Annotated in this window: 23 protein-coding genes and 1 pseudogene; 11 read left to right on the top strand and 13 right to left on the bottom strand. The window is 60.3% G+C overall.

The genetic code is table 11. The features are described 5' to 3' along the window. Positions 1-50: 50 nt before the first annotated feature. Positions 51-392, top strand: a pseudogene (locus B0G82_RS23360) (SDR family NAD(P)-dependent oxidoreductase); the annotation flags it as partial. Positions 393-396: 4 nt separating this feature from the next. Here the strand turns inward: B0G82_RS23360 and B0G82_RS40585 are convergent. The 3 genes from B0G82_RS40585 to B0G82_RS23375 all read right to left on the bottom strand — a co-directional run bounded on the left by B0G82_RS40585 (position 397) and on the right by B0G82_RS23375 (position 2,538). Next, positions 397-597, bottom strand: a complete 201-nt coding sequence (locus B0G82_RS40585) for a hypothetical protein (protein ID WP_106276939.1) — start codon at positions 595-597, stop codon at positions 397-399. A gap of 340 nt (positions 598-937) precedes the next feature. Further along, positions 938-1,627 carry an oxidoreductase gene (locus B0G82_RS23370; protein ID WP_121309197.1) on the bottom strand — a complete coding sequence of 230 codons (690 nt, stop codon included), beginning with the start codon at positions 1,625-1,627 and terminating at the stop codon, positions 938-940. A 347-nt stretch (positions 1,628-1,974) separates the two neighbouring features. Continuing rightward, positions 1,975-2,538, bottom strand: a complete 564-nt coding sequence (locus tag B0G82_RS23375; RefSeq protein WP_241974799.1) for a VOC family protein — start codon at positions 2,536-2,538, stop codon at positions 1,975-1,977. Positions 2,539-3,112: 574 nt separating this feature from the next. Here B0G82_RS23375 and B0G82_RS23380 point away from each other — a divergent pair. Further along, the gene (locus B0G82_RS23380; protein WP_121309198.1) at positions 3,113-3,790 is read left to right on the top strand and encodes a type 1 glutamine amidotransferase domain-containing protein; all 678 of its coding nucleotides are present in this window, start codon (positions 3,113-3,115) and stop codon (positions 3,788-3,790) included. A gap of 138 nt (positions 3,791-3,928) precedes the next feature. Here B0G82_RS23380 and B0G82_RS39485 read toward each other — a convergent pair whose 3' ends face one another. The 3 genes from B0G82_RS39485 to B0G82_RS23400 form a co-directional block, all read right to left on the bottom strand. Then, complete coding sequence (locus tag B0G82_RS39485) at positions 3,929-4,144, bottom strand: hypothetical protein (RefSeq protein WP_147308714.1); 216 nt, start codon at positions 4,142-4,144, stop codon at positions 3,929-3,931. A 150-nt stretch (positions 4,145-4,294) separates the two neighbouring features. Beyond that, on the bottom strand, positions 4,295-5,446 hold the full coding sequence (locus B0G82_RS23390; protein ID WP_199730161.1) for a porin: 1,152 nt from the start codon (positions 5,444-5,446) through the stop codon (positions 4,295-4,297). A 303-nt stretch (positions 5,447-5,749) separates the two neighbouring features. Further along, positions 5,750-6,763, bottom strand: a complete 1,014-nt coding sequence (locus B0G82_RS23400) for an ABC transporter substrate-binding protein (RefSeq protein ID WP_121309202.1) — start codon at positions 6,761-6,763, stop codon at positions 5,750-5,752. 722 nt (positions 6,764-7,485) lie between these two features. On the opposite strand from B0G82_RS23400, the gene B0G82_RS23405 reads away from it, so the two are divergent. Then, positions 7,486-8,607, top strand: coding sequence for a hypothetical protein (locus B0G82_RS23405; RefSeq protein WP_121309203.1), 1,122 nt, complete (start codon positions 7,486-7,488; stop codon positions 8,605-8,607). A 32-nt stretch (positions 8,608-8,639) separates the two neighbouring features. Here B0G82_RS23405 and B0G82_RS23410 read toward each other — a convergent pair whose 3' ends face one another. After that, positions 8,640-9,446 (bottom strand): alpha/beta hydrolase, encoded by an 807-nt coding sequence (locus B0G82_RS23410; RefSeq protein WP_121309204.1) that lies wholly within the window; start codon positions 9,444-9,446, stop codon positions 8,640-8,642. A 214-nt stretch (positions 9,447-9,660) separates the two neighbouring features. Here B0G82_RS23410 and B0G82_RS23415 point away from each other — a divergent pair, with 214 nt between their 5' ends. From B0G82_RS23415 to B0G82_RS23445, 7 genes are all read left to right on the top strand, one after another. Then, positions 9,661-10,458 carry a DUF4118 domain-containing protein gene (locus B0G82_RS23415; protein ID WP_121309205.1) on the top strand — a complete coding sequence of 266 codons (798 nt, stop codon included), beginning with the start codon at positions 9,661-9,663 and terminating at the stop codon, positions 10,456-10,458. A gap of 2 nt (positions 10,459-10,460) precedes the next feature. Beyond that, the gene (locus B0G82_RS23420) at positions 10,461-11,342 is read left to right on the top strand and encodes an alpha/beta fold hydrolase (protein ID WP_121309206.1); all 882 of its coding nucleotides are present in this window, start codon (positions 10,461-10,463) and stop codon (positions 11,340-11,342) included. 65 nt (positions 11,343-11,407) lie between these two features. Further along, positions 11,408-12,130, top strand: coding sequence for a MipA/OmpV family protein (locus tag B0G82_RS23425; protein WP_241974800.1), 723 nt, complete (start codon positions 11,408-11,410; stop codon positions 12,128-12,130). Positions 12,131-12,373: 243 nt separating this feature from the next. After that, the gene (locus tag B0G82_RS23430) at positions 12,374-12,583 is read left to right on the top strand and encodes a LysR family transcriptional regulator (protein ID WP_241974802.1); all 210 of its coding nucleotides are present in this window, start codon (positions 12,374-12,376) and stop codon (positions 12,581-12,583) included. 67 nt (positions 12,584-12,650) lie between these two features. Continuing rightward, complete coding sequence (locus B0G82_RS23435) at positions 12,651-12,980, top strand: hypothetical protein (protein ID WP_241974804.1); 330 nt, start codon at positions 12,651-12,653, stop codon at positions 12,978-12,980. Positions 12,981-13,029: 49 nt separating this feature from the next. Next, on the top strand, positions 13,030-13,761 hold the full coding sequence (locus B0G82_RS23440) for an ABC transporter substrate-binding protein (RefSeq protein WP_121309208.1): 732 nt from the start codon (positions 13,030-13,032) through the stop codon (positions 13,759-13,761). Positions 13,762-13,943: 182 nt separating this feature from the next. Further along, positions 13,944-14,567 carry a LysE family translocator gene (locus B0G82_RS23445; RefSeq protein ID WP_116123194.1) on the top strand — a complete coding sequence of 208 codons (624 nt, stop codon included), beginning with the start codon at positions 13,944-13,946 and terminating at the stop codon, positions 14,565-14,567. Between the two features lie 9 nt (positions 14,568-14,576). Here B0G82_RS23445 and B0G82_RS23450 read toward each other — a convergent pair whose 3' ends face one another. After that, complete coding sequence (locus B0G82_RS23450) at positions 14,577-15,992, bottom strand: PLP-dependent aminotransferase family protein (protein WP_121309209.1); 1,416 nt, start codon at positions 15,990-15,992, stop codon at positions 14,577-14,579. Positions 15,993-16,233: 241 nt separating this feature from the next. Here B0G82_RS23450 and B0G82_RS23455 point away from each other — a divergent pair, with 241 nt between their 5' ends. Further along, positions 16,234-17,562: an aspartate aminotransferase family protein gene (locus B0G82_RS23455; RefSeq protein ID WP_116145919.1), complete on the top strand. Its 1,329-nt coding sequence runs from the start codon at positions 16,234-16,236 to the stop codon at positions 17,560-17,562. 190 nt (positions 17,563-17,752) lie between these two features. Here the strand turns inward: B0G82_RS23455 and B0G82_RS23460 are convergent, their stop codons facing one another. From B0G82_RS23460 to B0G82_RS23480, 5 genes are all read right to left on the bottom strand, one after another. Then, positions 17,753-18,271 (bottom strand): DUF6496 domain-containing protein, encoded by a 519-nt coding sequence (locus B0G82_RS23460; RefSeq protein ID WP_121309210.1) that lies wholly within the window; start codon positions 18,269-18,271, stop codon positions 17,753-17,755. A 225-nt stretch (positions 18,272-18,496) separates the two neighbouring features. After that, positions 18,497-19,213 (bottom strand): class I SAM-dependent methyltransferase, encoded by a 717-nt coding sequence (locus B0G82_RS23465; RefSeq protein WP_121309211.1) that lies wholly within the window; start codon positions 19,211-19,213, stop codon positions 18,497-18,499. A 102-nt stretch (positions 19,214-19,315) separates the two neighbouring features. Next, positions 19,316-19,612, bottom strand: a complete 297-nt coding sequence (locus B0G82_RS23470) for a 4Fe-4S dicluster domain-containing protein (RefSeq protein WP_116145924.1) — start codon at positions 19,610-19,612, stop codon at positions 19,316-19,318. A gap of 2 nt (positions 19,613-19,614) precedes the next feature. Next, complete coding sequence (locus tag B0G82_RS23475; protein ID WP_116145926.1) at positions 19,615-19,923, bottom strand: hypothetical protein; 309 nt, start codon at positions 19,921-19,923, stop codon at positions 19,615-19,617. A 12-nt stretch (positions 19,924-19,935) separates the two neighbouring features. Continuing rightward, complete coding sequence (locus B0G82_RS23480; protein WP_199730162.1) at positions 19,936-20,517, bottom strand: sigma-70 family RNA polymerase sigma factor; 582 nt, start codon at positions 20,515-20,517, stop codon at positions 19,936-19,938. Positions 20,518-20,555 lie beyond the last annotated feature (38 nt).

The raw sequence follows: 20,555 nt of genomic DNA on the forward strand, positions 1-20,555 counted from the left end.
CCGTCGGCCCGATCGGCGTCGAAACCGAACAAGTCTTTTTCTAGGGAAAGATAAGCATGTCACAGAAGGTTGTCGTCGTGACCGGCGCGTCGCAAGGCATCGGTGCCGAAGTCGTTAGGGCGTTTCGCAAGCTCGACTGCTGCGTTGTCGCGAACTCACGGTCGGTCAAGCCGTCGGACGACGCAAACATCCTCACCGTCGCCAGCGATATCGGCGACCGGCCAAACGTTCATCGTGTCATTACCGAAGGCGTCGCACGATTTGGCCGCATTGACACGCTGGTGAACAACGCCGGCATCTACATCGGCAAGCCTTTCACCGAACACACTACGGAAGACTACGCCGCGGTGGTGAACATGCATATGACGGGCTTTTCTTACATCACGCAGCTCCTGTCTACGCTTCAACAATCGTCGCGTCATAGTCTTCATCGACGAAAGCGACGAGAAACTCTTCAGGCATCAGCCAGGAATCAACGCTGACCGTCTTCGTATCAATGTCCACGTTGACCTTCGCGTCGGCGTCGACAGTCCTCATCGCATGTTCGAGAGCCGGAATATCATCGGAGCGAATTTCATCCTTAACCGAGAATTTCACTTTTCATTTCTCCACTAGATAACGTTCATACAGACCGTCGCCACGACCTGTTTTCGCGCTCGACGAACTTCTTGGCTCGCGGGCGCCTTGCTACATCGCGTTGATATCCGCACCATTCGTCTTTATCCGCGTCATGGTCCGATAGAGCCGAATGTAGGCGCATTGACTCGAGTTTCGAATACCCGCACTGTACAAACAGTCTTGCGCAGCGGGAACAAATCGAAAATCGGGCCGAGTCTTGACGCGCTGAAGCTACGTCGAGGAGACTCGTTCTGGAGATTAGCCGGCACCCCGGCTTTGCCGAAGTTTTTCGAAGCGGACATTCACGGATGTCCGTCGACTACGTTTTGCCTCTGTCGCCCAGAAAAATTCTGTGGATATTGGCCGGATACACCCAGTCACGCGCCTGGCGCTCGATGAGATCCATAAATGCCGGCGGACCACTGCAGTAGATCTGAGTGTTCGCATGCGCTGGACTCATCGCGTGAGAAGTTGCCTGTTCCAATCGGTCTGCGTCCAAACCGAAATGGTGATAAACCCTGCTTTCGCGTTTGAGCGCATCGAGTTCTTCCCGAAAGACTGCACGTTCGGGCGATCGAGCGAAGTTGTGCAGCTCGAATTTTTGCCCTGCCAACGCTAGCCGTTTTGCGATTCCCGCAATCGACGCAGCGCCAACGCCGCCGGAAAAAAGTATCGATTGTGTACCACCGTCCAAAATAACTGAGGGACTCCGTGTCGTTACGATAAACGCCTCGTCGCCTTGGCTCAGCGTAATGTCTGCGGTTTTCGAATCTGCACGGCCATCATCCTGTCTCACAGCGATGACATAGGCACGCGGCCGGGACGTAGAACGGCACAGCGGATATATTTTCTCTTTGCAGGTGACGTCGTCGCGAACGAGCGTGACGCATGATCCATCGTCAAACGGCGGAAGCTCGGATCCGCATCTGGTTTGAAGCTCGACAGCATGGTAACTCTCGGCAAGTTGCCATTTCTGGGTAACGACGACTGAGAGGAGTTTGTCGTGCATGTCTTCTCCAATATGACCTTCGCCTTCCTTGATCGGAAGTTCGCCGGTGTATGGATTGCATGAGATGGCCGGTCCAGCAAACTGCTGGAGGATGGTTGAATGTGGGATTCAGGTTAGGGCGGAAGAGATCCACCAGCAAGTCGTTCAACGCGAATACCACCTATATAACCGCGCTGATAAAGGGTGGGTTACTGGCTCGGTGCAGCAGATGGTCTTGCTGGCCGAGCCGGCAAAATTCGTAGTTGGCAAGTGTCTCAGCGTCTTCCAACGCGCTGGCGTCTTCCAGTGCTACCGTCATCAGTGGCAGGTGCCCGATTTCACCGTAATCGACGGATGCGCCGCCACTATCAATCGGGTGTCGTCGAATGAATCGCCTTCAGAACCTCGCTCGTGAACCGTGGGTCTCCCACTTCGACGTCCGCGGACAATCGCACGGTGATTTCCTGCAACAGCCAACCGTTGCCGTCAGGGTCAGTGAACGAAGCGTAAGAGGCGTAGCTTTGTCGCGTGGGATTCAAGCCGCTAACCACGCTATTCCCGTCAGCATGATGGAACACGCCGCCCGTATCGTGGAATGGCTCACTGATCTCGATGCCACGACGGAGCAGGTCGTTACGGACGGCCACAATGTCGGACACGATGAGGTGCAGCCCCTGGACCGAGCCGGGCGCGGCCCTGATGATGTTCTTGCCGAACATCACCGAACATCCGGATCCGGGTGGTGTGTACTGGATCACGCGGTAGTCGTCGCCCTTGAAGTCGATATCAAGTCGCCAACCTAGATCGCCGTAAAAGCGCTTGGCGCGATCGACGTCCGAGACGGGGATGACGACGATCTCGAGCTTCGTGTCGTACATGCCGGCGCGCGAGGTCTCAACCGCGTGCCCGCTTTGCATTGGGTTGTTGCTCATGTCTGGCTCCTTGGAGGCGTTGCCTATGGGCTCCCCTCTACCGCTTCGGGTAGGTGAAAACACGATAGCTGAAAACGAAACGCAAAAACGCGGCAGGTGGCGACACAGTTTCTTGTATTGATTCCAGCAGGAACACGGCGACATAGCCGTCATTGCGCCAAAGTGCCTGGCACGTTTCGGTGTTCGAAGTAGCGTTCCGCTATAGACCACCCTTACGCCGAGGCGACGCGCCCCAACCACTTCGAAAGCGAGATCCGCGCCCGGAACGCACTCGTCTCGGCCTGCTGTGGCGGACGGCGAAGTCCCTCATACCATCGGATGCGCCAGCAATACCTTCGCCGGATGGCGCGCACCTGGAAGCCGGTCTTGAATAGAGGTGTTCGTTGAACGTGTCTCCAACACAATGCCCTACGACAGTGTCCGCTTGACGTGGGGGCAGCCTCCGTCTCAAGAGCTGAGACGGCCATTTTCGCGGCACGTGGGGACTCCGGACAACTGACCTGAACAACGACTTCGAGAGTTTGCCCCGGCGCTGCCGCGTTTAGGCATTTGCCCCAATGAACGGAGATTGGCAATGAAAATCCTGTTGGTTTTGACTTCGCACAATGTGCTTGGAGACACCGGCAAGCCGACCGGCTTCTGGCTGGAAGAGTTCACCGCTCCCTACTATGCGTTCACAGACGCCGGTGCGGAAGTCACCGTGACTTCGCCCAAGGGGGGTCATCCACCGATCGATCCCAGAAGTGACGATCCGGACAATCAGACCGACTCGATGCTACGGTTCAAGAAAGATTCTGCGACGCAGAAAGTGTTGGCCAACAGCGTCAAGCTCGCTGACGTCAAGGCGGCCGATTACGACACGATCTTCTATGCCGGCGGTCATGGCCCGATGTGGGACCTGACCAATGACAAACACTCGATCGCCTTGATCGAGGATTTCTACAACGCGGGCAAGCCGGTCGCCGCCGTCTGTCACGGCCCTTGTGTTCTGCTGAAAGCCACTTATGAGGGGCAACCTATCGTCAAGGGCAAGCGCGTCACCTGCTTTACCAACGACGAGGAAGAAGCCGTAGGACTGGTCAAAGTCATGCCCTTCCTCGTCGAGGATGAACTCAAACGCCTGGGCGGCCATTTTGAAAAGGTGGCGAATTGGGGCGTACTGACCATTGTCGATGGACGCCTGATCACCGGCCAGAACCCAGCGTCGTCCGGCCCGACTGCCGTGGAGCTGCTCAAGGTTCTGCAGGCCTAGTTTCAATCCGGCGGGGGCCCTGAAGTCTGGGAGTTTGTGGGGCCGCTTTCTCGAGGGACTTCCCGTCGTCTTCGACGGACACGTTATCGGTGCCGTGGGAACCAGCGCAGGAACCATCGAGCAGGACATGGCAGTCGCTCAGGCCGCGCTAGCTGCGCTCGATGCTTGGAAGAGGATCGTCCAACGCAATGCTGCCAGGTAGCGAATGTCCTGAACCAGGAGCAGAAAGCGCGGAGAGATCCTCGCGCGGAATTCACGGGCCTTGAAAGTCGTCATCTCGAACGAGGCCCGGTAGATGAAAAAAAGCCCGGACCAAGCGCTCTGGCGACGCTGTCGGCGGAACTGGAGCACCATGACTCATGCCATCAAATCAGACCGTATGACCGCTGCTGCTGGTTGAAGCGTGCGCGAATAGCGACCCTGGAAAGCGGCGAACGGATTTCCGTCGCCGCAAACAGCAGCACATTTCGTCGATGAATCAGCCGGGAGGCACGGCTTCTTGTATCAGAAGCGGGTGCGCACGCCTGTCGTCAGTTCAAGCTGGTTGGTCGCGCCAAACGTGCCGCCGACCGTATAGCCGCCATGAAGCCTCATGTAGTCGCCGGCCAGATACAGTTCGGTACGCTTGGACAGGTGATAGAAGACCGAACCGTACAGCGTTTCCTTGAAGCCGTTGTGAAGGCCCGATGCCGGATCGAAAGCGCCAATGTTAGCGTTCGGAATGTCGCCATCGCCGTTGTACGCAGCGTTCTTCACGCGCATCTGCTGATAGCCGAGCTGGTAGTCGAGCGGCCCCTTCGGCGACAGCTTGAGCGACACGGTCCACGCGTTATCCTGACGCTGACCGAGCGAGCCCTGATTACCGAGGTACCGGAAATAACCCGCATTGGCGCGCAGAATGCCGAAGTTAAAGTTGCCGCCCACCGACCATGTCTGGTTGGTAAAGCCAACGCGGTTTACGTGATTATAAAAACCCGACACGTCGAACACGCCACCGTTATAACCGAGCGCCGCCTGGTAATTGGAGTTGGAGCTGAAACTCGTTGAGTTGCCGAATGCGTAACCGGCGCTCGCGAAGATCCCATTGCTGAAGAGCTTCTTCCAGGCGACACCGTTGTTGTAACGCGTGCCCGTCGCGCTGGCCGTATAGAAAATCATCTGCTTGAAATTATTCGAGTTGGTCCAGCCGCCCTCTTCCGTGGTCAGCCGCGCGTTGCCATAGGGGTCACCATAGATCGCCGACGCGTCGCGCGCGATGGTGTTCTGGAAGCCCGCCGTGATCTTGCCGAACATGTCGTTCTCGATACCGACCCATGCATCGCGGTCGAAGATCTGGCCCGGATCTTCCATCTGGCCGTTGGCGACGACGAATTCGCTCTCGAGCCGGAAAATGATCTTCGAACCGCCACCGATGTCCTCGGCGCCCTTCAGGCCCCAGCGACTCCCGCTGAACCACGGTTCGCCGTCGTTGCCCATGCCGATGGTGTGATTGCCGTTGGCGTCCGCGTGCGTTCTGTAGGTCGGAAAGCTCAGGTCCATCAGTCCATAAAGCTGAACACTCGACTGCGCGTGCGCGGCTGTCGCTCCAAGTGCGCTGGCCGCGATAGCCAACGTAAGATACTTTTTCTTCAAGATTGTCTCCTCTGATTGCTGCATTGAAAATCTGATTGTTCTGTGCGCGACTGCTGCGGTCCGTCTGTCGGATATCCGATCCGGCATGCGACTGAACGCAATCCTAGTTACCTCAATCCTTCGCGCTCCTTTCCCGTATCGCTCGAACAACTCAGTGCATTCACTGATATACGGGCAGCGCTCCGGTCCATTATTTGGAATACCGCCGACGGAGCACGCAAGCGGCGCATATAGATGCCGATGGCCTCCGCATCCGGCTCGACATCCAGACTGAACACTCTTTCCATCACATCGTTTCCGGGATCGCCTTGCCCGTCGCAACATGACCTATTTCGCACTGACAAACTCGTTGGTGTAGGTTTTGTCCAGTTCAACATGCTTGCCTTTGACCGACGGATTGAACGCCGAGAGCACCTTGAGCACGGTCGCCGGGCCATCAGCCGGCATCTTGCCGTCGACGGTATACATCGGTAGCGACGCCTTCAGGGCGCTCACGTACAGCGGCTTGTCTTTCTGATAGTCGCTGGGCATCTTCGCCGCGATTTCCTCGGCGCTATGCGTGTGAATGAACTGCATCGTGCGAACAAATGCATGAGCGAGCTTCGTGGCGTCCGTCTTGTGCGAATCAACCCATGCTGCCTGCACGTAGAGACTCGACGCGGGATACGTGCCGCCCAGCGCCGCCTTCGTGCCCTCGACCGAGCGCATATCGACGAGCACCTTCGCCTCGCCCGATTTGAGCAATGCGGATATCGTGGGCTCCGTCGTCATGCCAGCGTCGATACGGTTCTGTTTGATTGCCGCGATGAAACTGGCGTCGGCACCCACCGGCAGCATCGTGTATTCGGTCGACTGGATCCCGTGCTGTCCGGCGAGATATTGCGTCAGGAAACTGGTCGACGAACCGAGGCCCGTCACGCCCAGCGTCTTGCCCTTGACGTCGGCCATGGACTTGATCGTGTCGGCCGCCTTGGTCGACACCATCTCGACCTCGCCCGGCACCTGGCCGAACACGACGATCGCCTTGACGTCCTTGCCCTTGGTCTGCAGATCGATTGTGTGATCGTAGAAACCTACGACAGCCTGGACGGCGCCGGCCAGCAGTTCGTTCTCTGCGTCGACACCAGCAGGCTGCGACAGCAGTTCAACGTCGAGCCCCTCGTCCCTGAAGTAGCCGAGCTGCTCGGTCAGTCGCGCCGGCAGATAGATCAGCTTGGTAATGCCGCCGACCATGATTGTGATCTTCCCGCTATCGGCGGCCGTCGCTGGTTGTGAGGCAAGACCAAACAGCAGGCAGCAGGCGCCAGCAATGTGGCGATACGCCGTAGTTTTCGGTTGCATCGATAGTCTCCGTTATTGTCGGCCGCGAAGTGCTGCCTGTCTGCATCGATGGCGCAAGTATGGAAGCACGAATCCTTCTCTCCGCTTTCACGGCACAGCCTGTCGACTCGGGGATTTCCATGAGATGGCCGTCGCCGGATGCGAAAGCCCGGCGCAGTTCCGCTCTGCGTCGATTGCCTCTTACCTCATCCTGGAGTGCCTGTTGTCATCGTGAAAAATCGGCCGAAAGCGCACACTGGTCGAGCCCAGCGGTTACATAACAGGTGAATAAAAATGCTGGGAAACAGACAACGGGTCTTTGCTGGTCCTAGCGCCCGTGTGACCCAACATGCGTGGCTCACCGAACTCCGGCCATGTCGCGCAGGACCGTCAAAATCTGCGGCGTAAAAATTGCGGCCGGCATGTCACCATCACCGCTATGGAAGCTTCAGTTTCATTACGGGTATAGCGTCCACGTAATGCAGACCATAAATAAGTTTTACTTTCCGATTCTTCGTCGCGCCGCCATTGTGTGAGCCAGACGCCGAGTCTATGGCCACAATTCTTGCGCTGCGCGGCGGCATCTGCTGGAGACGTGGCGGTCTCTTCAAACGATCATCTTCTTAAGCTTTCCTTAAGAATTGTTCAATGATCGTACTTGTTCAGAAGTGGATATAAGTTCAGTTCTCTAGCCCGATCCCCGGACCGGCGCTCGAGCCAATAAACGGAAAGGAGACGAATCGATGGGAATGCGCATAACAACCTTGGTTCTGCTAGCTGCGGCTGCACTGGCCGGCTGCGGAGGTGGCGATAACGTCAGCGCCCCGACGCCGCCAAAGCTATTGACGAACATCGCCGTACCCAACGCTTCGAGCCCACCATTCAGTTTCGATATTGGCTACGTGGAGGCCGGCAAGTACTTTCTTGCGGACCGCAATAACAAAGCGGTCGACGTCGTGGACACTAAATCGAACACGCTGATCGCACAGATTCCGGGGCCGTTCATCGGTGCCGGCGCCACAACAAATGAGTCCGGTCCCGACGGAATTGTAGGTATCACCGGCACGAACACGATCTATGTCGGCGACGTCGACTCGGTTAAGGTGATCGATACGGCGGCGCAAAAGACGGTCAACACGATCGCCATCAGTAATTCCGGATCGCGCGTCGATGAGGGCTGCTACGATCCCGACGATCATCTCGTGATGTATGCGAGCCCCGGAGACTCACCCCCGTTCGTCACGTTCATTTCCACGCTGACACAAAAGGCGGTGGTAAAACTGCCTTTCAACGGTTCGTCGGGGCTCGAAGCGTGCACATACGACCCTGTCTCGAAGAGCTTTTTGATCAACAACGACGGGACCGCTGCCAATCCCGAAGGCCAACTCGATGTCATCACCGGCAGTTCCGCAGCGGCGGGCAGTCCTTCTGTCAGCAAATCGTTTCCACTAGGGAAATGCGGACCGGCGGGGATCGTGCTTGGCCCGAATAACGACGTGCTCATAGGATGCGATCCGCCGGCCGGCGACCCGCTCATCACGCTGATCCTCGATCGTGCGAGTGGCGCAATCCAGGCCAGCCTGCCGTTTGGCGGGGTGGATCAGGTCAATTACGATCCGACTTCCAACCGCTATTTCCTGCCGGCCCGGCACTACGTCACGAGCGGTATCGCTGCGGCTTCCGGATTTAGCCCGCAGATGGGCGTAATCGATGGCGCTTCACGGCAATTGCTCTTCAAGATTCCGGTAGGCACCGGGGCGCATTCTGTCGCCATCGACAGCGCGCTTGGGCAAGTGTACGTGCCGTTCCAGCCTGGCGCGGCAGGATTTCCCAACGGGGGCATCTCAGTGTTCTCGACCCGCTAAACTTTCGGATGCACTTCAAATCAGGCGACGCGTCATGTGGCATTCAGCCATTGCAGAACGCGTCGCCAGTCCTGCGGCGTCATGGCGCCGAACCAGCTGTCGTGATCGGCGCTCGGTAACAGCATGAGCCGCGCGTGATCGTGTTCGCTCGCGAAACGCCGTGCATGTGCGACCGGAATCAAGTCGTCCCGCTGCGCGCCGACAATGACAAGTGGACCGTCGTAGCGCGATACGGCGGCGATCGAATCAAAACCATCGTGCAGCAGCCACCGCACCGGGAAGATCGGATACTTCTCGGCGGCCACATCGGCCAGCGAATCCCACGGCGTAATGAGCAGGACGCCCGCAATCGCCGATTCATTGCCCTTGACCACTTGCGATGCCATGCCCGCGCCCAGAGATTCGCCCACCAGATAGACCGGCCCGCGCCATTGTGAGAGTACGGCCGACAAGGCCTCGCGCGAAGCAACGGTCGCCGCTTTCATGGTCCGCTCACCTCCCCGCCTGCCGTGCCCCGGATACTCGACAATCACGACCCGATACCCGGCGCGCACGAATACTTCGGCGAGCGGCAGCTTGGTCTCCGCCGACTCTTCGTTGCCGTGAAAAAGGATGAACGTGCCGCGGAGTTCGTGATCGGTCGGCGTGACGACATAACCCGCGAACGAGCCTTGCGCGTTCCACGCTTCAATATGGCTAACCTTGCTCACGACCGTGCGCAGATCGGCTGCGTCGGGCGTGGAGGGAAGCAGCAGGCGGTCCTGCATTAGATACAGCGCCAGTGCCGCCGCCAGGTAGGCGGCCATAACGAAGCATAAGGCATAGGTGAGCAGGCGCATGCTTTGACTCGCACGGTAAGCTTATTAGTTTCGGCGCCAGTATAAAGACTATCAGCGCTTCGATGCGCCATTCGCCATGTTTGGTTTGCCGCCATTGCACTGAGGGAAATACCGTCCCGTGAAAAAATTTTGACCGATATAGCGGCTGAGGCCACAAAAGTGTCTGGCACAATTACCGGTTTATGCGTAAACGTCATCTCGCTGTATAAAACAAATGAAAGTAAAAAACTCCCGACGGTGGGCTTCCCGAGGCCGCAAACGGTGGATCATCGCGGCGGCGGCACTTTTTACCGCCGCTGCCATTCGCACGATGCTTCACCCACTGCTCGGGCCGATCATGCCGGGCACCGCCTTTCTTATCGCCGCCGTGCTCGTGGAATATTATTGCGGCCTCGCGCCCGCAGTGAGCGTGATGCTCGCGGGACTCTGCCTCGCGGATTACCTATTCGTCCCGCCGTACGGACGCATCGACATCATCGATGAATCGGACATCCGTCTGCTTGTTTCGTATTCGCTCATCACGGTATTAGTCATCACGCTGGTCGAGCGTCTGAAACGCGCGCAGTATCGCGCCGAACTGCTGGCGTCTGTCGCGCTCTCGCGCTATGAAATGCTGCTGCGCGGCGATAACGAACGCCTGATCGCGCGTCGTGCCACCGATGAGATGCATCGCATGCTGCATCACATCGCGCAGCACAACCGGTCGCTCATTCTCATCAAGGCGCTCGATCCGGCAACGAGCGCACCGCCTGGCAGTTTCGTCGCGGCAGCGGCCACCTCCACGGCCACCGGCATCATCCACGACGAAACGCTTCTTACGGGCACCGCTTACGGCGTCAGGCATTCGCAAGTACATCAGGACGATCTCGCGCGCGTGAACGACCGGCTGGTGCCGGGTCACCACCGCATGCGTTTTCTATCAACTGGACAGGGTTGGCGCGCAGTCGAATGTGTGTGCGAACGCTTCACTACGCCGTCAGGCGACTTTCTGATCCTTCGGACGGAAGACTGATCATGAGCACATCTCCATTTCCCGCTGCTCCGGGCAACGATCACGCTGTCCTGCTCTTGCACGGCCTGTCGAGTTCTCCGGCGGAATTGCGGTTCCTCGCGCGCGCGCTAGTCGAAGAAGGGTTCGTGACTCACACGCCAGAAATCCGCGGCTACAGCGCCGGCACGGGACATGTCCCCATGGAAGAGTGGATCAGCGCAGCCGTCGCGGAATTTGACGCGCTTGCATCGCGGCACCGACATGTTTCGGTATGCGGCCTCTCCATGGGCGCGACGCTGGCCGCCGCCGTCGCTCAGCAGCGCCCGGCCGCGCGCGCGTTGCTGTTGTTGTCGATCACACTCAGTTACGACGGCTGGGCGATTCCCTGGTATCGGTTTTTGCTCGACTACGTCTATTACACGCCACTGCGCTCGCGCTACCGTTATCGCGAGCACGAACCCTATGGGCTGCGCAACGAAGCGCTGCGCTCGAAAATTGCACGCGTGATGCAGAGAGGCGAAATCAGCGAAGTGGGGCCCGCGTCCATTGGGGTGCCCGCGCTTCATGAAGCGAGCCGGCTGACGAGCTCGGTGCGCAAAAAGCTAAAGAGCATCAGCACCGACTGCCTCATCATTCATGCGATCGACGACGAGACGTCTAGCCCGCACAACGCGCGCTACGTCATGGCGAACGTGGGAGCGTCGTTTCTTCGCACGATCTGGCTCGACGATTCGTACCACATGATCACATCGGACAACGAGCGTGAGGTCGTCGCGCGAGAATGCACGCTCTTCATGCGCGAAAGCGCTGCGGCGTCGGCGTGCTGCGACAATCCGACGCCTGTCGTATCACGGGCGCTCGCGCGGCGCCTGAGACAACTAGCCGCCGTGGCGAGGAAAGCATGAGGCAGGACATTACAAATTTTGCACGCCGTTATTTAGCGCTCGCAGCGGTCACAGCATGCTGCGCGATGGGCGTCGCGCACGCCGATGAGCCGCAGGCGGACAGCGATTGGAAAATTTCCGTCGGGCCCGGCATGTATGTGTTCCCGAAGTTCCCTGGCTCCTCAAAGCTTCAAGTGCTTCCCTTCCCTGTGCAGGACATTTCATGGAAGGAGCGGTTTTTCTCGCAGGGTCCCGATGTGCTCGGCGTCAACGTACTGCATGGAGAGAACTATCACCTCGGTATGTCGGTGAGTTTCGACTTCCAGTCGAGATCGTCGTCCGACGATGCGCGGCTCAAAGGCCTGCCCGATGTGCACTATGGACCGAAGCTGCGGCTCTTCGGCGATTACACGTGGTGGGCGTTCACCGGCGCCCTGGCGGCCTATCAGGACATCGCCGGAACCGGACAGGGTCTGACGGCGATGGCCGATCTGTTCGTATCGGCGCCGATCGGCAACTGGCTCTTTTCGATGGGTCCGGGCCTTACCTGGGCCAACGCGACCTATACGCAGACCTTGTTCGGCGTCACGCCGCAGGAAAGTGCGGCATCGGGATTGCCACACTACGATACCGGTTCCGGCTTGCGCGATATTCACTTCAACGTGAATGCGACTTACAAAATCAGTCCGCACTGGTCGGCGAACGTTGCCGTAGTCGCGGGACGGCTTGAGCGCTACGCCGCAGGCAGTCCGATCACCGAGCGCCGGCTCGACCTCAACGGGATGGCGTCGGTCCTTTACCGCTTCTAGCTACGAAAGTCTTTCGCGCGCGGGAATGGACCGGCGGTATCAGAGACGGCGTCGACTGCTATGCCGACAAAACCAGCCGTCGACGACATCGCCTGGTGATCATCTCCGCTTTCTGCAGGCGCTTGATTCTCTCACGGCGGATTAAGCGCAAAGTCGGTCGATTATTGTGTCGCGCGCACGAATTGACAACGCGCAACGGTCCATCGACACTGAGCGACTCTCTTCATCGTTGCGACCTCTGGAATGAACTTCGAGATATTCGACTTGCGCGCCTCTGTCGCGACAGCCGACCTCGGCAGTTTCCGCGCAGCTGCCGATACGTTGCACCTTTCAGCGTCGGCGCTCTCGCGTCGCATCGAGAAACTGGAGGCCGCACTCGGCGTCAGGCACATCGAATCCTCAACGAGATCGACAACTCGATGCTCGAGTTCGACGATTTCGCACGCAAGATGACCTGCGAACTCACCATTGCGTGCGTGCCCTCGGCCGTGCGCTATTTCCTTTCGCGCTTGCCGGCGCCGTGACCACAACCGTCAGCGCGCTGGTGCTAATGGCCATTGCCGTGTTTGCTTTATATTTGAGCGGCAGTACCTACTGGGCGCTGATTCAGGACACGATTCCCGGTCCGAAACTCGGCAGAGTGGGCGGGTGCGTGCACGCTATCGCGAACTGTGCCGGCATCGTCGGTCCGACTGCAACCGGATTTCTGGTCCCGCAGAGTCATACGTTCTCCAGCGCTTTCGTCCTGGCTGGCGGCATAGCGCTCGCCAGCGTGCTCGCCGTGACGATACTGCTGCGGCCGCGATCATCGACTCGCGTCGAAGCGAGCAGTGCGCGTGTCTGCGGCTGAACGTCCGTGTCGATATGCAAAACCCCAATTCCTGACTCTACTCGTCTCCATGAAAACCGACCCGTCCATCATTCGTGCATTCACACCTACCGGCAAGCTGCGAGCCTCGATCAATCTCGGCAATCCGATTCTCGCGGGCAAGGACGCAGCAGGTGAGCCGACCGGTGTTTCGGTGGATCTGGCGCGCGCGTTTGCGGCCTCGCTCGGTGTGGAACTGGAACTCGTCGTATTCGATGCAGCGGGCAAATCCGTGCAGGCGGTCAGCGATGAACGAGCGGACTTCGGCTTCTTCGCCGTAGATCCGCGACGAGGAGAAACCATCGCGTTCACCGAGCCCTACGTGTTGATCGAAGGCTGTTACCTCGTGCGCGACGCATCGCCGATTCGCCGTAACGAGGACGTCGATCAGCAGTCAGTGCGTGTCGCCGTTGGCGAGGGTAGCGCCTACGACCTGTTCCTGACTCGCGAGCTGAAACACGCGCAGATCGTGCGCGCACCCACGTCGCCGACGGTTGTCCGAACATTCCTCGAACAGAACCTCGAAGTCGCGGCAGGCGTGAGGCAGCAGCTCGAAGCCGACGCACGTCAAGCGCCCGGTCTGCGTCTGCTCGACGGGCGCTTCATGGTGATCCGCCAGGCGATGGGCGTGCCGAAAAGACGTGGCACTGCGGCGGCGCACGCATTGCATGCATTTGTCGAGGAAGCGAAAGCATCCGGGCTCGTCGCCCAATCTCTCGCACGGCACAAGATTGCCGGCGCGTCGGTTGCGCCGGCGGCATAAGCGGGATCAGGCGCGCGGCGCATGCGGGAAGGCGGTTGTCGTCTTATGGGGAACAACATCGCGTCCCCAGCTTTTCACGCTCCCGCCCGTACCGGACACCATCCCACAAAGCGTACCGGTACTGTACCGGCAACTCTCGCTAGAATGCTCCAACGTCCTTTCGACCGACACCGGAGCTTGCCATGTCTTATCTCAGTCTCAGCGCGCTGCCTGCCGGCATCCTGTTCGCGCTCGTCACCACCATCACCCCCGGTCCGAACAACACAATGCTGCTGGCTTCCGGGGTCAATTTCGGGTTCCGTCGCACGTTGCCGCATCTGTCCGGCATCAGCGCCGGCGTCGTGCTGTTGATGCTGTCGGTCGGGATCGGTCTGGGCGAAGCCTTCGTGCATTTCCCAGTGCTGTACACGGTGCTCGAGGTCGCGAGCGTTGCTTATCTGCTATACCTTGCGTGGAAAATCGGCACCTCGGGCGAGTTGAAGGTGAAGAAAGGCGAGCGCCGGCCCATGAAGTTCTACGAAGCGATTGCCTTCCAATGGGTGAATCCGAAGGCATGGATGATGGTGCTGACCGCCGCCACGACGATCCACCTCAGCGAGAGCTACAGCATGAACGCTATCGCGATGGCGGTGATCTTCTACGTGATCGGCTTTCCGTGTATCTGCTTATGGGCGGGTTTCGGCACCGCCATGCGGCAGGTGCTGTCGGACCCGAAGCGGCTGCGCATCTTCAATGTGGCGATGGCGCTGCTGCTGGTGCTGTCGCTGTATCCGATCGCGCTGAAGCTGATCGGCCAGGCGGCCTGAATGCGGTCGCTATAACGTGCCCTGTCCCACCCGCTCGATGAACCGCCACAACGCATCATCGGTCGAATACGGTGCATTGAAGCGGAACCAGGCGCTCGGGGCATCGTCGGGACGGAAGTAGGAGCCCGGCGCGAGCCAGATGCCGTGGGTAAGCGCGGCCGTCGCCACTTCGCCGGCCCGCTCCGCTTCGATCGGCAAGCGGGCCCACAAAAACAGCCCGGCGCGCGGCCGGTGAAACAGTTCCAGACCCAGCGAATCGAGCCGATCTTCAACGGTCGCGTGCGCGAGCTTGAGGCGCTCGTTGACGGCTTCCACGTGACGCGCGTAGCGCCCTTCCAGCAGCACCTTGTCGACAATCCGCTCGATCGCCTCCGACGACGTCAATCCCACCGCCATCTTCGTGCGCGCGAGTTCGCGCAGCACCGCGCGCTCGGCAACCACGTAGCCGCAGCGCAGCCCCGGCGTCACCGTCTTCGAAAAACCGCCAACGTACAGCACGCGCTGCAAGCCTTCCATCGCCGCGAACAAGGGTGCGCCGGACGGCGCGAGTTCGCGGCTCACGTCGTCCTCGATCACCCACATGCGCTGACGCTCGGCGATCTGCAGGAGGCGGAACGCCGCCGACATGCCGAAGGTCGCGCCGGTCGGATTCTGCAGCGTCGTGTTGACGAAGATCGCCTTCGGTTTGTGCTCGGCGACCAGCGCTTCGAGCACGTCCGTATCGACGCCCGCCGGCGTGCGCGGCACGCCGTGCACCACGAGGCCGGCCAGCTTGAGGATCTGCAGCAGATTGCAATAGCCGGGATCTTCGACGATCACGGCGTCGCCCGCTCGCAGCAAGGTGCGCACGATCAGATCCAGCCCTTGCGTCGCGCCTTGCGTGAGCAGGATGTTGGACACTTCCACCGGCAGGCCGCGCCGGTCGAGCTGCTCGGCGATCCGCTCGCGCAACGGCGCGAATCCGTACGGATGCCCGTAATCGCCCAGGCGCGCCGCCGGCACCCGGCTCATGGCGCGCAGTGCGTGCTGCAAACCGGTTTCGTTGATCCACTCGTTCGGCAGCCAGCCGCCGCCCGCCTTGATCGGCACCGAATGGTCGGCGAACACGTCGGACAGGAGCCAGGTCGCGGTGAGGCTCGGCGGCTGCCAGTCCGTGACGGCAACCCGTGCGGACTGCGAGCGCGGCGCCACGCGATAGCCAGAGCCGCGCCGCGCGACCACGAGGCCCATCGACACCAGCCGGTTGTAGGCCTCGGTGACGGTGAAGGTGCTCAGGTCGTGGCTCTGCGCCAGTTGCCGCACCGACGGCAGGAGCGCGCCCGCGCGCAGCGATTGCCCCTCGATGGCGCGCGCGAAGCCTTGCACCACCTGCTCGACGAGCGTGGGAGCGGCGCGCCGGTCGCGCTCGAGTTGTAGTTCGATCATGGTCTGGACGAAAAAGCGGGCCGCGCGGGGCGGCTGAACGTGTAAATCTGTGCGAAATGCGGCGCCGGCGAGCCTGCCGACCCGCCATGGCTCGCATCGACACAGTTGACGCAGATCCACCAACACAGTTAGCGCCACACCGCGTCAACTGTTTATGCCGCCATTAAACCGCGAACGCTACAGTTTCGCCATGCCCCGAAGGAAGTCCTTTTGGGGGACTACTTCGATTCGAGGAGATACCATGACTTCGCGCCCTGTCATCGACGATCTGTCGTCTTTCTGGATGCCCTTCACCGCCAACCGTCAGTTCAAGGCCGCGCCGCGCCTGCTGGAATCGGCCAAGGGCATGTACTACCGCAGCACGGACGGGCGTGAAGTGCTCGACGGTTGCGCGGGTCTGTGGTGCGTGAATGCCGGCCACGGCCGCGAGGAAATTGTCGCGGCGATCACCCAGCAACTCTCCACGCTCGACTTCGCACCGACCTTCCAGATGGGCCACCCGCTCGCCTTCGAAGCCGCCACGAAAGTCGCGGAACTGATGCCGGAAGGCCTCGACCGCATCTTCTTCACGAACTCGGGTTCAGAATCGGTCGATACCGCGTTGAAAATCGCGCTCGCGTATCACCGTTCGCGCGGCGAAGGGCAGCGTACGCGCCTGATCGGCCGGGAGCGCGGGTATCACGGCGTGGGCTTCGGCGGCATTTCGGTCGGCGGCATCGCACCGAACCGCAAGACCTTCTCGGGCGCGCTGCTGCCCGCGGTCGATCATCTGCCGCACACCCATAACCTCGAACACAACGCGTTCACGAAGGGTCAGCCGGCTTGGGGCGCGCATCTCGCCGAAGAACTCGAGCGCATCGTCACGCTGCACGACGCGTCGACCATTGCCGCCGTGATCGTCGAACCGGTGGCCGGCTCGACGGGCGTGCTGATTCCGCCGCAGGGTTATCTGCAAAAGCTGCGCGAGATTTGCACGAAGCACGGCATCCTGCTGATTTTCGACGAAGTGATCACCGCGTTCGGCCGCGTCGGCAAAGCCACGGCGAGCGAATACTTCGGCGTGACGCCTGACCTGATCACGATGGCGAAGGCCATCAACAATGCCGCGATCCCGATGGGCGCGGTGGCCGCGAGCCGCACGGTGCACGACAGCATCGTGAACAGCGGCGCGCAAGGCGCGATTGAGCTGTTCCACGGCTACACGTATTCGGCCCATCCGGCCGCGACGGCTGCCGCGGTCGCCACGCTGGACCTGTATAAGCGTGAAGGTCTGTTCGAACGCGCCGCGACGCTCGCGCCGACGTTCGAAGCCGCCGCCCATTCGCTGCGCGGCGCAAAACACGTGAAGGACGTGCGCAACCTCGGCATGATCGCCGGCGTGGAACTCGAATCGCGCGACGGCGCACCGGGCGCGCGCGCTTACGAGGCGTTCGTCAAATGCTTCGAAGCGGGCGTGCTGGTGCGCTTTACGGGCGATATCCTTGCGTTCTCGCCGCCGCTGATCATCAACGAAGAGCAGATCGCGCACATCTTCAAGACCGTGGGCAACGTGCTGGCTACGGTGCAGTAAGCGGTTCGCGATAGGTAGCAGGAAGAAGGCGGCGCGTTAATGCGCCGCTTTTTTGTGAGCGCGGCATATGTCTTACGATACGCCTAAACAACGCATGCCGACGGTGGCAACATCGCGCGGCAGAGCGGCGGCCGCCGGGCGCGGCGAGAGGCGGCTGACGCCGCCGCGCGCTGCGCGACTGCGGCACAACTCAATGATGCGTACGCGAAGCCCGCGTATGAGCCGCCTTCTTCGCAGCCGCCGACCGTCCTGCAGCCCCCTTCGTCGCGGCGGCCTTCTTTGCCGCGGCCGAACGGCTGGCCGCCGGGCGTTTGGCTGCCGCGGTCTTGGTCTGCTTCGACAGCGCTGTGCGAGATGCGCCGGCCGTACCTTCCCGCTTCAATGCATCGGTAGCGGCGCGCGAGCGCTTCGCAGTCGACTCCGTGCTCTTCTTCGTCGTGCTCTTGTGCTGGCCCGCGGCGTTATCGGTCGCGGCCTTCTTCCGCGTGGCCTCGCTAGCCGTGCCCTTCTTCGGCGATTTCACGGCGACGCCGGCGCGGCGCGCTTCCGAGAGGCCAATCGCAATCGCCTGCTTGGCGGAACTGACGCCGTGCTTGCCGGCCCGCACCTTGTCGACCTGTTCCTTGACGAATTCACCTGCTTGAGTGCTCGATGCTTTGCCGGCGCGTTTGTCGGACTTAGCACGCTCGATCGTTTTCTTTTCAGGCATGACGGTTCTCCAGTTGGCTATGGCCTGTGTCATGCAGCAACGCGTGTGCCGCGTGGCGTCTGGCAGGAGAATCGCGCTGAAAAAATGCCTTTTCGAACAGGCCGAGTTCAACAAAGGCCCGCGACATTTCATTAAGTTTTCCGCCTGCAATCCCGGTGCCTCACGTGACGAAAGCGCCTGTCCTGGCGGCTTTTCATTAGTACGGTGCTCCGGCTCTTCCCGAGCCTAAGAGACGACAACCGTAAACTCGACCCCTGATTCAAAGTCCAGCGTCGTGGTCGAGAAGCGCGGATTGCTGTCAAGGTAATGCTTGTACGGCCGAACGGCGTCTTCGGCTGTGTACATGTTGTCGGCAAAAACGATAGATCCGGGACGCAGCAGCCGTTCGATCTGCTTGAACAGTTTGAGGTAGGTGCTGGCCCAAACGTCGATAAACACCATGTCGAACGTGCCGTCCAGCTCAGAAATGGTCTGGAATACATCACCCTCCCGCAGTTCGACATACGCATCCACGCCCGCTGTTCTGACGTGATCTCGAAGATATGCGCATTTAACAGCGTCGAGTTCGGTCGCCACAACCGTGCCACTGCCTAGCGTGCGGAGCGCCTCGGCGAAATACAGCGTGGACACACCGCAGGAGCTGCCGAGTTCGAGGATTCGGGCCGGTTTGTGCGAAAGCACCATGTTGCGCAAAAACCTTCCCGTTTCCGCCGACACCGCGAGAGATAGCGGCGTGTCTTGCGAAGATTCGAAGTCTTCGCTGGAGAGCCCGAGCGTTTCGAGAAACCGTCCACGCAGCCGCGGCGCGAGCATGTCGTATTCTTCCGCAAGGTCCTGAAACTCCTGGCTCGATCCTTGGAACTGCGCCCGTGCGCGGGCTATGACTTCTGTCTGGCTCTGTTCATGAAGCCGTTGCAAAAGATCTGCGGTTGATGAAGGCATGTGCGCTCCTTGACGAGACCGAAAACGCTGACGACGCAACCAACGACAGACCGCCGCGCCAGGCAGACACCGTCTTTCCGTCATCAGCTAAAACATGTGGCGCTACGCCGTTCTGGCCAGCTTGATCGCGCGTTCGGGGCACGCCGTCACGCAAAGACCGCATGATCGGCAGGCTAGCGCGTTGGGCGTGTAGGCGACTTTCATTCCATGCACGCGCAGCTTGAGCCGATGCATCAAATCGAGGCTGCGATAGTCGGCCTCATCGATGCGCCGGATCTCGAACACATTCTCGGGACAGACCTCCATGCAATCGCCCTTTCCCTCGCAGCGCGTCAGGTCGACAACAGGCGCAATCACGCCCGACATCTGTTTGCACTCGTCCGCTGATTGCTCGCGCATGTTCAATCTCCCGTGCGCCCGGCGCGACCTGATCGCCATGCCGTCCGGAAATGCTCGCGCTCTTCGGGCGTCATCGCTTCCCATTTGCGCCAGCGACGCCGTTCGCGCCAGCCGCCGTGTCCGCGGAATCCGCCGAAGAGGATGCGGCTCAACACCAGCAAGCCCAACGCATGGGCGAAGTCGATCGCACGGGCGCCGACGAATAGCGCCGGAATCACCCAATTCCATAGCGTCATGACCACCCAGCCGAGCACGCCGACAGCGACCACCACAAGCAGTGCCTTACCCGCACATCTGATTCGAAAATTCATCCGTCAACTCCTTTAGATACCCAGTTCGTCATAGATGGCCTGCAGCCGGGCGCGCAGATGCAAGACCGCGTAGCGTTTGCGCGCGAGCAACGTATTGAGCGTGACGCCGCTTTCCGCCACCATGTCCTTGAAGGACCGGCCCTCCAGTTCGTGCGCGACAAATACCTCGCGTTGATTCGCCGGCAACTCATCGAGCGCATCCTGCAAGGCCTTGAGCAAGAGAGCGCGCGCATAGAGGGCTTCGGGGCCCGCGTCGTGCGCCGGCAGGTCGAGGTCGAGGCGATACTCACCGTCGGGGTCGTCCCCAGCCGCGGACAGATCTGCCAGCGGCTGCTCTTTCTTCTTGCGAAAACGATCGACAATGCGATTGCGCGCCGCCCGGAACAGCCACGCGCTCGCCTGTTCGATCGGAGCGGGAAGCCGGTACGCCTGCACGAATTCGTGGAACACATCCTGAAGGATGTCCTCGGCATCGTCCGGGTCGCGTATTCGACGCCGGATAAAATTGACGAGCCTCGTGCGCTCACGCACCACGGTCGCGGTGATGTCGGTGTCTCGTTCGGTCATCGTCTGCGAAGTGGGTGGCGGTTCCATGAGCCTGAAGACGTTTCAGGCGCGCGAATATTGTGGCG

The organism is Paraburkholderia sp. BL17N1, from assembly GCF_003634175.1.
In the GTDB taxonomy this organism is placed as follows: domain Bacteria; phylum Pseudomonadota; class Gammaproteobacteria; order Burkholderiales; family Burkholderiaceae; genus Paraburkholderia.